General features: G+C 41.6%; 11 protein-coding genes. 6 read left to right on the top strand and 5 right to left on the bottom strand.

Annotation, left to right across the window (positions count from 1 at the left end):
* Positions 1-54: 54 nt before the first annotated feature.
* The 4 genes from AACU33_RS03835 (at position 55) to AACU33_RS03820 (ending at position 5,658) form a co-directional block, all read left to right on the top strand.
* Positions 55-3,156, top strand: coding sequence for a patatin-like protein (locus AACU33_RS03835; RefSeq protein WP_096587121.1), 3,102 nt, complete (start codon positions 55-57; stop codon positions 3,154-3,156).
* A 357-nt stretch (positions 3,157-3,513) separates the two neighbouring features.
* Entirely contained in the window at positions 3,514-4,776 is a 1,263-nt protein-coding gene (locus AACU33_RS03830; protein ID WP_096587120.1) for a hypothetical protein, read from the top strand.
* Between the two features lie 210 nt (positions 4,777-4,986).
* Positions 4,987-5,313, top strand: a complete 327-nt coding sequence (locus AACU33_RS03825) for a DUF433 domain-containing protein (protein ID WP_096587119.1) — start codon at positions 4,987-4,989, stop codon at positions 5,311-5,313.
* 3 nt (positions 5,314-5,316) lie between these two features.
* On the top strand, positions 5,317-5,658 hold the full coding sequence (locus tag AACU33_RS03820; protein WP_096587118.1) for a DUF5615 family PIN-like protein: 342 nt from the start codon (positions 5,317-5,319) through the stop codon (positions 5,656-5,658).
* Positions 5,659-5,691: 33 nt separating this feature from the next.
* On the opposite strand, the gene AACU33_RS03815 is transcribed toward AACU33_RS03820, so the two are convergent.
* Together AACU33_RS03815 and leuD are read right to left on the bottom strand one after the other, a co-directional pair.
* Positions 5,692-6,327: a Uma2 family endonuclease gene (locus AACU33_RS03815; RefSeq protein WP_096587117.1), complete on the bottom strand. Its 636-nt coding sequence runs from the start codon at positions 6,325-6,327 to the stop codon at positions 5,692-5,694.
* A 134-nt stretch (positions 6,328-6,461) separates the two neighbouring features.
* Positions 6,462-7,070, bottom strand: a complete 609-nt coding sequence (gene leuD, locus AACU33_RS03810; RefSeq protein WP_096587116.1) for a 3-isopropylmalate dehydratase small subunit — start codon at positions 7,068-7,070, stop codon at positions 6,462-6,464.
* A gap of 8 nt (positions 7,071-7,078) precedes the next feature.
* On the opposite strand from leuD, the gene AACU33_RS03805 reads away from it, so the two are divergent.
* On the top strand, positions 7,079-7,216 hold the full coding sequence (locus AACU33_RS03805) for a hypothetical protein (protein WP_339375744.1): 138 nt from the start codon (positions 7,079-7,081) through the stop codon (positions 7,214-7,216).
* A 5-nt stretch (positions 7,217-7,221) separates the two neighbouring features.
* Here AACU33_RS03805 and leuC read toward each other — a convergent pair whose 3' ends face one another.
* Positions 7,222-8,625 carry a 3-isopropylmalate dehydratase large subunit gene (gene leuC / locus AACU33_RS03800; protein WP_096587115.1) on the bottom strand — a complete coding sequence of 468 codons (1,404 nt, stop codon included), beginning with the start codon at positions 8,623-8,625 and terminating at the stop codon, positions 7,222-7,224.
* 269 nt (positions 8,626-8,894) lie between these two features.
* Here leuC and AACU33_RS03795 point away from each other — a divergent pair, with 269 nt between their 5' ends.
* Complete coding sequence (locus AACU33_RS03795) at positions 8,895-10,283, top strand: 1-acyl-sn-glycerol-3-phosphate acyltransferase (RefSeq protein WP_096587114.1); 1,389 nt, start codon at positions 8,895-8,897, stop codon at positions 10,281-10,283.
* A gap of 93 nt (positions 10,284-10,376) precedes the next feature.
* Here the strand turns inward: AACU33_RS03795 and psb28 are convergent, their stop codons facing one another.
* Together psb28 and AACU33_RS03785 are read right to left on the bottom strand one after the other, a co-directional pair.
* Positions 10,377-10,745 carry a photosystem II reaction center protein Psb28 gene (gene psb28 / locus AACU33_RS03790; protein WP_096595118.1) on the bottom strand — a complete coding sequence of 123 codons (369 nt, stop codon included), beginning with the start codon at positions 10,743-10,745 and terminating at the stop codon, positions 10,377-10,379.
* A 307-nt stretch (positions 10,746-11,052) separates the two neighbouring features.
* The gene (locus AACU33_RS03785) at positions 11,053-12,684 is read right to left on the bottom strand and encodes a serine hydrolase (protein WP_339375743.1); all 1,632 of its coding nucleotides are present in this window, start codon (positions 12,682-12,684) and stop codon (positions 11,053-11,055) included.
* Between the last annotated feature and the right edge of the window lie 171 nt (positions 12,685-12,855).

Here is a 12,855-nt window from a genome sequence, read left to right as displayed (position 1 = left end):
TATACAACGCCAAAGGCTCGATCTAACTTTTAACTTTAAATTAGCAAAACTATCATGACTTCCAGTGCAAATCTACCGTTGAAAACACCTGAGTTTAGCCAAGAATACCGTTTAGGGTTGGTCGTTTACGGAGGCGTTTCTCTAGCTATTTACATGAATGGTGTATGCCGAGAATTTTACAACGCAGTGCGAGGTCGAGGCATATATAAGCTAATTAAAGCACTGACAGATTCTGACATTATTGTTGATGTAATCTCCGGGACATCTGCTGGGGGTATTAATGGTGTTTTGTTAAGTTATGCTCTCACCAATAGCGATCGCGAACTTGTAGTGGATTTTCAGGATTTTGCAGAGATTTGGCGAGAGAGTGGTGACATTAACCAACTCTTACGAGATCCTAATTCTCAAAAAGACATTAATTCTATTTTAGATGGTGAGGGATATTATCAAGATCAACTCACCAATGCTTTCAATCAAGCATGGGAAAACAAGAAACCTGCACCTAAAAAAGATGAGTGGTTTTCTGATTCTAGCGAACTAGATTTATTTGTCACTGGTACAGATACATTAGGTAAAGTATACACAGCTTTTGATAATACAGGTTCCTTGATTGAAGTTAAAGATCATCGCGCTGTATTTCAACTCAAATATCGTCGCGGTCGCAAGCATCCCTTCTTACCTAAAAAATCACCGGCTGCTCACACCGCATTGGCGAAACTATGTCGAATCACTTCTTGTTTTCCTGTGGCTTTTCCTGTAGTTACTGTTGAGTTAGATAATCCAGATTTACAAAGTATTGACACAGAAAAATTAGCTGCTATTCTCCAAGATACTCAACATCAAGATTATAAAAAATATTTTAATTATGCAGTAGATCGGCATTTGGTGAAATGGGGACAGCTTGATAATCGAGAACTACCTGCTATTAAGGATACTGAGAATGGTCATCGCCTTCATTTTGTAGATGGTGGAGTTTTAGATAATCGTCCTTTTAGTTATACAATTCGCGAAATTTATTATCGTACTGCTCATCGTCCAGTAAAACGTCGCTTATTCTATATCGATCCTACTCCCGATCAATTTTTGGGTAGTCCTAAATTTAAGAAAATGGCTCAACCCAATATTTGGAAAACAGTTTCTGATTCGCTAGTGGGATTACCTCGATATGAGAGTATTTCCAATGATTTGCAAGAAATTAAAGAGCAAAATCAGCGAGTTTTACGGTATAAATTCTTGCGTGCTACTGCTGAACGAATGGGAGAACAAAGACGAAATACTGTACAATTCAAAGATTATCAACCCTCTGGTGATGAAGAACGCCGACAACAAATTTACTTGCGGTGTCGGCTTGTGGGGTTACGCGATCGCATTCTACCTTTACTCTTGAGAATCGATCGAGTCAGCACTTCTGCTGAAAACGGTCAGCAAAATCACAAAAAACAAGCAATTTTAGAGACTGCTGCTCAAATTCTGACTACATATATTACAGATCGGGAAAAGCAGGAAGAACGTGAAGCTTTTCTGCATGATTTTGGCATTCAAATTCGTAATTTAGATGTTGATTACGCTCTTAGGAAACACTTCTATCTGCTAGAAAAAATCTGTCAGTTTATGGTTGCTCCTCAATATCAGCAGGATGCACCAGTGCTCAAGCAATTAGCAGATAAATTGAGTCATCAGGTAGAACTTTTAGAGATTATTCAAGCAGCTTTAGAAAGAATGCTGCAATCAGAGCCAGTGAGTCAAAAATTTTACAGTCTGATTGCACAGGCGCAAGGAAATCGAGAGCAAGCACGCCAGCAAATTTATAACTATTTATTGGGGTTACATCGGTTTTTGTTGGATACCCAAGATTTACCGGAATTCATACCAACAGACACATCAACTTATACGGCTGAAGATATTGATGAGTTAGAACAGCCAGAAAAAATTGTCAAAACTGACTTTTTTAAAAATTTACCCTATGCCCTTATTCCAGAACAAGAGGAATTAAACGAACAAGATAAAAGGCTAATTTCCGATAAAGTATCTGATGTCTACTCTCGACTTAAACACAGAGCAAAGTTAGTAGAACCAAACAAATTAGCAGAAGATAATTCGCCATACAATTTAAATGATGAGTTTAAAAAAAACAAAAGCTTTGAGAATAATGGCGTCCCCTATTGCAGTATTTTGTTTAAGGTAGAAGAAGCAACAGAAAAATTGATTAACTCCAGTCAAATTGCTCTTGTTAAAGAGTTACTTGGCTATTTTCAGGGTTTCCGTTATATGGATGAGGAAGTTTATTCCTATGAATATCTTTCTAATATTCAAGCCAAAGAACAACTCGAAATTATCAGAATTAGTCCTGATGTCGCTCAGTTTGGTTTTGGTAAAGGTAAAGGATTAGAAGAAAAATTAGCAGGCGATCAACTATATGCTTTTGGTGGCTTTTTCAAAAAATCCTGGCGTTCTAACGATATTTTATGGGGACGTTTAGATGGATTAAACCGCATCGTAGAAGCCTTGCTAACCCCAGATGCTTTACAAAATTTCTCTGGTTTCTTAAGTCGTCAACTAAATGATAGGGAAGAGACAACCCAACAATATTTGAGTCAGCTAGTGGATGAAGCGCTACCAGAAGCAACACCATCGGAAAAAGCAAGCATTATCCATTATTTAACAAAGCTAGCTGCGCCAAATCAAACCCTAAAAGGCGAAGAATTATCCAACTTCCTAGATACGATTGTGACAGTCGGACACAGAGCAATTCTCAAGACAGATTTAGAAAAAGTATTGGAAGATGCGAACCAGCAGATATTAAAAGAACCAGAAAAAATCGATGATTATTTTCGCAATCAATACCATATTGGCTTAGAAAAACTAACTAAGAGTATTCCGCCAATTATTCTAGAAGATTTAGCAGCAAGAACAGGCTTAGTTTTACGCAATATTCTTAAATCACCGCCCAGTGGTCGCTACCTTAAGAACAGTAGTTCTTTTCGATTTATCACTCGGCTACTACAGATATATTATTTTTGGGTGCAAACCAAGAAACACAAAATTTCATTACTCTCTACTCGTTGGCGATCGCTTACTTCTGTTATGAACAAATTACCATTTCTTGTGCTTTTTCTCGGAGGGACTTTTGCTATCCTGAAGTTGCTTCAAAACTAATGTCTTTTGACAAAAGTCAACAGTTCAGACATATATGTAGAGTGGGCAATTTCCACTCTACATATAGATTTTTTAAATAATCGCAGAGAATTATTATCTTCAAAAATATTCGAGTTGGTCAAATTCTCAGTCAGAAATTATGCTGCACGCGTAGCTTAAACAAACTACACAATTAGTATTTATTCTACTCAAATAAAATTAAACTGACGCTCTAGACATCATAATTACTTCATCATAGTTTCAAGCTGCAATTACAATTTTGTGGTTTTAGCTATATCTTTCTTATATAGTGGAACTAATTACTACCTCTAAAGTCGTATTTATTTATAAAAAACTTCAGGAATCAGCGAATAAGATATGAAATTTTCACTTATTAATACAGCAGTAGTCTTAGCCTCGATCGGTATAGGGTTGTCACAAACTGCTGACGCTAAAATTCCCAGCACAAACAACGGACAATTACTACAAGAAGTTGCGGTACTGCGATCGCAAGGGCCACGCGGTTTAGATAAATTTCTTAACACTCACGCCCAGGAACTTAAAAATCCTTCACCACAGATGCGCGAGGCGTTAGATAAGCTTTGCCAACAACGGGATTGTTATGCTTCTAAGCTTTATTGGTACACCGATTTAGAACAAGCTAAAGCCGCCGCTAAAGCGAGTAATAAACCTATCCTCTCACTACGTTTGTTGGGCAATCTCGACCAAGATTTAAGCTGTGCTAATAGCCGCTTCTTCCGCGTTTCTTTATATCCCAATGCGGAAATTTCCCAATTTTTACGCGATCGCTATATTCTACACTGGCAATCTGTACGTCCTGTACCCAAAGTCACTGTAGATTTTGGCGACGGACGCAAGCTAGAACGCACCCTTACAGGTAATAGCATTCACTACATTCTAGATAGTTCCGGTGAGCCAGTTGATGCGATTCCCGGTTTATACGGGCCGCAAGCATTTTTACGTCAGTTAGTCGCTGGCGAGAAAGCAGTTAAAGAATATAGCAATTCAAGAGGTGTAGTACGTGCTGGCTTTTTGCGTGACTACCACCGTCAACAATTAGCTTCTACTCAACGCCAATGGGGAGCAGATTTAGCAAAATTAGGTATCAAAAACCTCCCTCGTCTTGTGGAAATGCCTAATGAGAATGAAACACCTAGTGCTAGCGTGGCTGGTACGCTAGCTGTTAGCAAGATGCGAGTTGAATCTCCTCTACTACGAAACATCACATCTGCTAATAATAATCAAGTCGCACTCCAAGACATTACTGACTCGGCAACATGGCAGCGAATTGCCCAACTCTACACCAAAGATGCAAAGTTAGACAATAACAGTATTTCATTAATACGTAACAAACGTTTTCAAGGAAGCAATTCTGATAATTTAAACCGTGTTGTTGGTAATTTTGAGGCAGCAATGGCATTAGATTCTGTGAGAAATGAATATACATTGCACAGCCAAATTCATCAGTGGTTTATGCAAGGTAATGAAACTAATGATGTCAGTAAGCTGAATGAAAAAGTTTACAGCGAATTATTTTTAACTCCTAATTCAGATCCTTGGTTGGGGCTGATGAGCAGTGAAAGTTACAGTGCGATTGATAATGATGGCATTCGCAAGTAGTTAACAACAAACAAGATAAATTTTGTCAGGGCACAATATGATTGTTGCCCTTACTCTTATCTTGATAAATCTCTCACTTATTTGTTATGAGTGATGCGTGTATAGTCAGATATAAATATTGCTTTGTGTTTACACACAAAATTAATGCAATACTTCTACGTTGATAAAATAAGAAATACAAACATTCTCTAGAGTGAGGAGAATAGAAAAATGAAACTCGAAGAGTTAGAGCAACATCTTCTTGCTCTGAGTCCTAGTGAAAAAGTGCAAGCTATTCAATTATTAGCTCAAAGTCTTGGGAGTAGTTGGCAAGGGATTGAGAAAACTCCTAGAGTTTGTGGTGGAGAAGCTCGCATCGCTAAAACTCGTATTCCCATTTGGGTACTTGTGGAAGCTCGTCGTTTGGGATACAGTGATGCCGACCTTTTAACAAGCTATCCAAACCTTACTAGTACCGACTTAGCGAATGCTTGGACATACGCAGAGGCTCATGCTGATGAAATTGAACTGGCTATTGTCCGTAATGAGGCTGCCTAGCTAATGGCACGTTTTTATACAGATGAGCAATTTCCATTTCCCGTCGTAGAAATATTACGTACTTTGGGGCATGATGTTTTGACAGCCCAAGAAGCAGGCAATACAAATCAAGGAATTCCAGACGAAGAAGTGTTAGCTTTTGCTATCAGCCAAGAACGCTCAATTTTAACCATTAACCGTGATGATTTCATCCGCCTGCATCGCCAAAATTATAACCATTCCGGTATTATTGTTTGTACTAATAATCGTAACTGGGAGCAGTTTGTAGGATGCATTAATGAAGCTGTAACAGCAGAAGAAACTTTAAAAACAAAATTAATTCGTGTTGTTCGCCCTGCAATTTAAGCGAAAAATTTTGTAATAGAAAGAACATTCTTTTTATCTAGATATCTGCTGCTTAACCCAAGTGCGAAAAGCACGCATTGTCGCGATTTGTCCAGATTTTTTGCTTTCTATAATAAAGTTAGGAATCTCCTTAACTCGCACGGGAACAAAGGTAGGGCTAATTTCAGCTTCTAAATATTTGTTACCAGAAAGAGTGTAGATTCGCAATACTGTTCCGTTGTATCTCCAGAATTCAGGAACACCCATAGAAGCGTAAAGGCTAAATTTATCAATCTTGGGTTTAGAATATTCAACTTCCAGAACTAAATCTGGAGGTGGATCTAAAACTAAATCTATATGTTCTTTATTTCTGACTAGCAATTCATTCTGAATATAGTAGCTGCTATCTGGTTCTGCACCATGTTCCAACTCTTCTCGCGTCATTGTTAAAGAACCAGTGCTTTTAACTTCTAAACCCAATTCTTCACACAGCACAAGAACAAAGCTCTCTATTAAACGATTTGAGTTCTCATGCGGCATTAGTGGGGTCATGATTTCTAATATACCTTTTTCATACGCTAGCCTAGTGTTGCGCTCATTTCCCATATCTGCCAACATGGCTTTAAAAGTCTGCCAACTGATACCTTGCAGTAAAACCCTACTTTCTGCTGGGGTTACTATTGCTACCATGTTATGATGACCATTGCTTCATGTTTATTCAATTTTAAACTCCAAAAAATTATAGTAGGCAATGCTATCTCTAAACATTGCCTAAAAGCGCCTCATCTCAATATTTGAAATCAAGTTGGATGCTTGGGAATATCTTAACTCGCTGCTAAATTACCCCAACCTACATAAGGTAGCTTTGCCGCAGTTTCCCGAACTTTATCGGCATTAGCTACTAACTGACCGCAAGCATCCCAAGTCCCAGAAGTGAAGGTGCTTCTTGTACCTTCATTAATAGATATGGGAGTAGTGTAATCATCAATTTGTACTTGCAAGGTTTCCAGATTTACTGTCACCGATACTTGGGGATTGTTAGCTACTAGTTCTTGCAGCTTTTTGATGGTGGTACTATCAGCTGTTACGCAAGGAATACCCATCGCCACGCAGTTACCGAAAAAGATTTCAGCGAAGCTTTCACCAATTAAGGCTTTAATTCCCCATTTCGCAAGCGCTTGGGGTGCGTGTTCCCTTGATGAACCGCAGCCAAAGTTGCGGTTAACTATTAAAATATTCGCACCTTGGTATTGTGGTCGATCGAAGGGATGTTCGCCTTTGAGTGCTGTGCGATCGTCGATAAACGCACCTTCACCTAATCCATCAAAGGTGATGGCTTTTAAATAGCGGGCGGGGATGATGCGATCGGTATCTATATCATCGCCTACTAAAGGTACGCCGCGCCCGGAGACTTGTTTAACTTCACTTACCATAAATTTATTTGGAAACGAACCGCGAAGGACACAAAGAACACGAAGATAGAAGAATTGCAGAGAGTTGTGGTATTAGTTTTTTAGGTTATGTTATGTCGGATTTAGATACCCGACTTCTTGTAGAAGTCGGGTATCTGGGCAATTAAATTAATTAAAGCAACTCTCGCACGTCGGCGACTTCGCCTTTAATCGCAGCAGTCGCAACCATCGCCGGACTCATCAGCAGCGTGCGGCCAGAAGCTGAACCTTGTCTACCTTTAAAGTTGCGATTGGAAGAAGAAGCGCTGATTTGTCTTCCTTGCAGTTTGTCTGGGTTCATGGCTAAACACATAGAACATCCTGGTTCGCGCCATTCAAATCCAGCTGCTTGGAAGATTTTATCTAATCCTTCGGCTTCTGCTTCTTTTTTGACTCTCTCGGAACCAGGAACGACAAAGGCTTTGACTCCCTCTGCAACGTGGCGACCTTGGGCAATTTTCGCCGCTTCCCGTAAATCGCTGATTCTACCGTTGGTGCAACTACCAATGAAGCAGACATCAACTTTAGTGCCTTTGATCGGTTGACCGGGAAACAAATCCATGTAATTGTAAGCTTCTTCCGCGACAAATCGGTCTTCTTCTGCCAGTTGGTCGGGCTTGGGTATCAATTGGTTGACGCCGATACCTTGACCGGGGGTAATTCCCCAGGTAACTGTGGGGGGAATTTCCGCAGCATCGAATACCACCACATCGTCGTATTCAGCATCGGTATCACTCTTAATAGATTCCCACCAAGCCACAGCTTTATCCCAATCTGCGCCTTTGGGTGCGAAGTCTCTACCTTTGAGGTAGTCGTAGGTGACGCGATCGGGGTTGACGTAACCACAACGCGCCCCGCCTTCGATCGCCATATTGCAGACGGTCATCCTCTCTTCCATATTCATTTGCTCAAAGGTTGTACCTGCGTATTCGTAGGCGTAACCTACACCACCTTTAACGCCTAAGGTGCGGATGATATGGAGGATGACATCTTTAGCGTAGACACCAGGGTTGAGAGTGCCATTAACTTCAATTTTGCGGACTTTTAATTTCGACAGGGCCAGGGTTTGGGAAGCGAGAACATCGCGTACTTGGCTAGTACCAATCCCAAATGCGATCGCCCCAAATGCACCATGACTAGAAGTGTGACTATCACCACAAGCAATGGTCATTCCTGGCTGGGTAAGTCCTTGTTCTGGAGCGATGACGTGGACAATACCTTGACTGCCAGAACCTATATTGTAAAAAGTTATGCCATTTTCTTGACAATTCTGCTCTAGCGCCTGGATCATTTCCTCTGCCATCTTATCGACAAAGGGACGTGCCTGATTATCTGTAGGCACAATATGATCCACCGTAGCTATAGTGCGCTGAGGAAACAGTACTTTTAAACCTCTTTCCCGTAACATCGCAAAGGCCTGGGGACTAGTGACTTCATGGATGAGGTGAAGCCCGATAAATAGTTGCGTTAGTCCTGATGGCAGTGTGCCAACGGTATGTAAGTCCCAAACTTTATCGAACAGGGTGCCTTTGCTCATACATCAATCGTTATTTAACGAGTCAGAGTTTTTATACTATCAAAAAAGCGTTAAGCTTTTGCTAGCTAATTGTAGGTTAGCGTACATATTTATTGTATTTATTATTGGTTAAGGTAAGGCAGAGGCTGCCGATCGCTTAAATAGTCTGAAAGCAATTGTACTTACATCATCGATTGTTGTTATCCATAATTATCTTGAAAGCGCGATCGCCCACTTTTAAAAGTGTCAAAATCAAGTAGGCGATTCTGAAAAACCATCTGGAGAGCAACTTGCCTAACTCGATTCAATCCATCCAACCACCACTAAAATTTATTCCGCCGCGCTTTCACGCAGTCATACTCCAGATTGCTAAGTGGTTGCTGCCATTGATGTTGCGTTTGCGGCTGCGACCCTGGTTGCCAGCAGGTATTATCCAGATTGAAGCTAAAAATGCTGAGGTGTTAGCCCAGCTATATGAAAAGTTCCAAGCGGGCAAAATTCGCTTTTTGCTGGCGTTTCGGCATCCAGAGGTAGACGATCCTCTGTGTATGTTCTATTTACTTTCGCGGATTGTGCCAAAAGTCGCGCGTCAGCAAGGAATCAAGTTGCAATATCCGGTTCACTCGCACTTTCTCTACGATCGCGGTATGACTTTGTGGGCTGGAGACTGGCTGGGTTGGTTTTTCTCTTTGCTGGGAGGTGTCGCAATTCGTCGAGGTAAGCGATTAGATAGACAAGCGATCCAAACAGCACGAGATTTATTTGCCAATAGTCAAATGCCAATCTCAGTTGCACCTGAAGGCGGTACTAATGGTCATAGTGGCATTGTGAGTCCCTTGGAACCTGGTGTTTCTCAACTGGGGTTTTGGTGTGTAGAAGACTTAGCCAAAGCCAACCGTCCTGAGACTGTGTTTATTGTACCGATCGCTATCCAGTATCGCTACGTTAACCCACCTTGGTCAAAACTGGAGCGCCTGTTAACTAAATTAGAAGCTGTTAGCGGTTTACCAGCCTTACCAGTCGAGAATGGTATGAATGGGGAGTCAGAAATTTACAATCACCGCCTTTGTCGGCTGGCTGAACACGTTATTTCTGAGATGGAAGAATTTTATCGCCGTTTCTATCATCAAAATCTCCCTGCTGTTCCCGATCGAGATATAACTTCCCGTCTGCACCGCCTGCTAGATACTGCTTTACACGTGTCCGAACAATATTTTAATATCCAGCCACAGGGAAATTTTATCGATCGCTGTCGTCGTTTAGAAGAAGCTGGTTGGAGTTACATTTACCGGGAAGATGTCGCTGATATCGCGGCTTTATCACCCCTCAAACGCGGTTTGGCAGACTGGATTGCCCAAGAAGGAGATTTGCGAATGCGACATATGCGCTTAGTCGAAAGTTTTGTCGCCGTCACCGCCAGCTATATTCAGGAACAACCAACTGCCGAACGCTGTGCTGAAATCACGCTACTGATGTTTGATATGCTATCGCGAATTAGCGATCGCAAAACCCCCGCACGTCCCCGCTTAGGTTGGCGAACAGCACAAATTAATGTAGGCGAACCAATTTCTGTTACAGAACGCTGGGCAAATTCTCAAGGCGATCGCCAAGCATCTCGAAACGCTACGAGTCAGTTAACACGAGACTTGAAAAATGCTTTAGAACAGTTAATTGCTTAGTCGAGAGTCAAGGGTCAATTGCAATTAATTAAAATCCCTTTTTGTCAACATCTTCCTATGAGGATGAATTGCTATGAGCGATCGCAGCAAAATTTAACGTTCGCCATATTCCATGCCATTAGCCTCAGCATAGCGATGCATAAATCGCATAAATCTTTCCCAACGGTCATCTTGCTCAATTTCCAATTTACACTCGACTCGCTGTAGTTCATCCCCTTCATCACCGCCAAAAATGAATCGAGTAGAAGCAGGAGTAATATTCATTTCGCCTTCTTCATCAGTTAACCGCAAGGAATTCAAAGATGGTTTGGTAAAGCTGTTAAATCCTTCCAAGGCTTGCAATTTCTCAAAAAACATTACAACTATGCGTTTACCAGTGCGGACTTCACGACGTAAACTGACATTGCTCAGTTCTTCAAAAAGTCCGGCAAAAAATTCGATTGAAGGTGTAGTTGTTGTCATGTTAAATGAAGGATGAAATGTAAAGTATGAATAAGCAAATTGGGAATGAACCATTCCATTTTCATTTTCATCCTTTAAGCGAATTACTTCGCCTTTTTTTCATACTTCATGATGTTTTTGTTAACTTGTATTTAATACAGTTTCTCTAAAATCCTGTTACTCTTCAATCTCTTTGCATCTTTCTCGCTTCATCAAGATGTTTTGTTGTCAACGTCAATATATAAACAAATGTAAAAATAATCCCCGCGCTTCTAGCGCTGGGGAGTGTGAAAATTATCGCCAGTTATCTTTAATTGCGCCAACCTACTTATCTAGGTGGATAATACTGGGGATTCACCATCGGCGATGATGGATAACCAGGATTAAGCATGGGATTTACCATACTGTTGGGATAAGGAGACACAATTGGGGGTTGATAACCATTCATGGGTATGGTGTTGACCGTACTGTTGTTGGGCATGGGTACGGTGTTGACTGTACTGTTGTTGGGCATGGGTACAGTATTGACTGTACTGTTAGGTACAGGAGGAGCCATTACTGGTGACTGAAAACCAGTTGCAGGCGGCATATTGGTTGTTGTATTACTGGGTATGGTTGCATTTTGGCTAAATTGCTGGTAAGCGGCGCGAGAAATTGCACTAATGAGCTTTTCGGCGCGAGCATCGTTATTGGGACGTTGTACCATCACTGAAGCTATGTAGCGCTTGCCAGTTGGGATATCAACTAAACCTGCATCTGCCAGCATTGTGCCAATATCGCCTGTTTTATGGGCAATACTCGCACCTGCTCCTAAACCAGAGGGTAGTAAATTATCTCTTTGGGTTTGGCGCATGATATCAAGCAAGCGATCGCGCGATCGCATATTCACCAAATTCCCCTGATTTACCATCGCCAACAAAGTTGCCAATTCCTTGGGACTAGTAGTGTTTGTCCCTTGTAAATCTGGGAGTTGATTGCGAATTGCGGTAGTTGTCAAACCCCAGCTGCGGAAACGTTGGTTAAGTGCTTCTATCCCTCCCAGTCGCGCAATCAGCATATTTGTGGCTGTATTGTCGCTGATGGTAATCATCTTCGTGACGACTTCTAAAGCTGTGAACTGAGTTCCAGCTGGCTTGTATTGCATATTTCCGGAGCCACCAGCAATCATCGGTTGCTGCATGGTCAGCATTTCATCCAGGCGGATTTTCCCTGCATCTAAATCTTGGAAAAAGGCCACCAAAATTGGGATTTTAATTGTACTGGCTGCGGGAAAACTAGCAGCGCTATTCACATCTACATAAGCGCCTGTATCCAAATCTACTAACAAAACTCCCGGTGTCAGATTTGGATTTGCTGCCACCAGGTTTTGCACGGCAGTTTTTAAGGAGTTAATTTCTTGAGATAAATATAAGCCAGAAGGCGTTTGTGCAGTTGGAGTAGGTTGGGGTTGGGATTGACCAGCATTACTATTAGATGAAGAAGTTGGAGTCATTCGCGTAGCTGGGTCTAATACAGACAACACCGTACCCATAATCGCGCCGATACCAACTCCCACGATCAACAGCCGCATGGTATACAGCAGGGTTCTTGCCATTGGTTTTAAACGTGTCTTGCGCGATCGCATGGCTGTTTTCGGCGACCCATGCCGATCGATCCGTACTGTCTTCATCTTCACAGCACTGGATTGTACTTGAGGAGTCATTACCTTGGTTCTAGGTATTGGTTTCACTGCTGCTGGCATGACCAACCCCGGTCTTGACCTGGATACCCCAGCCGCCATTGGAGAATGATTAGCACTCTTCGTTACCCGTGTCAGCGTAGCTTCTTTAGCGACAGCACGCTTTTGGTTAGGAACTTTCACTTTTTTTTGTTCCGCGTTTTGAACTTTGCGCGGACGCTGGCGGCGGTTTCCGGGTTGACGCCGCGAGAAAGCTCTTAGTTTGTCACTTGATTCTGACACCCCTACTCCTTGTGACCCACTCGATTTTTTTCCTGCTGACTCCCGACCCAAAACTCACTCCTCAAGTACCTTTACTTTAATACTGAAAACACTTTTTGCCACTAAGTAGCATTTTTGTGTTTAGTTTAGGCCATATTATCTATTTTGGGGGGATGAATGCGTACATATTAA

Source organism: Calothrix sp. NIES-2098 (assembly GCF_963875125.1).
Lineage (GTDB): Bacteria > Cyanobacteriota > Cyanobacteriia > Cyanobacteriales > Nostocaceae > Aulosira.
This window is presented reverse-complemented; position numbering and strand designations above follow the sequence as displayed.

Coding starts and splice junctions, on each gene's coding strand:
- AACU33_RS03835 (WP_096587121.1), top strand. CDS start 55: ATGACTTCCAGTGCAAATCTACCGTTGAAAACACCTGAGTTTAGCCAA.
- AACU33_RS03830 (WP_096587120.1), top strand. CDS start 3,514: ATGAAATTTTCACTTATTAATACAGCAGTAGTCTTAGCCTCGATCGGT.
- AACU33_RS03825 (WP_096587119.1), top strand. CDS start 4,987: ATGAAACTCGAAGAGTTAGAGCAACATCTTCTTGCTCTGAGTCCTAGT.
- AACU33_RS03820 (WP_096587118.1), top strand. CDS start 5,317: ATGGCACGTTTTTATACAGATGAGCAATTTCCATTTCCCGTCGTAGAA.
- AACU33_RS03815 (WP_096587117.1), bottom strand. CDS start 6,327: ATGGTAGCAATAGTAACCCCAGCAGAAAGTAGGGTTTTACTGCAAGGT.
- leuD (WP_096587116.1), bottom strand. CDS start 7,070: ATGGTAAGTGAAGTTAAACAAGTCTCCGGGCGCGGCGTACCTTTAGTA.
- leuC (WP_096587115.1), bottom strand. CDS start 8,625: ATGAGCAAAGGCACCCTGTTCGATAAAGTTTGGGACTTACATACCGTT.
- psb28 (WP_096595118.1), bottom strand. CDS start 10,745: ATGACAACAACTACACCTTCAATCGAATTTTTTGCCGGACTTTTTGAA.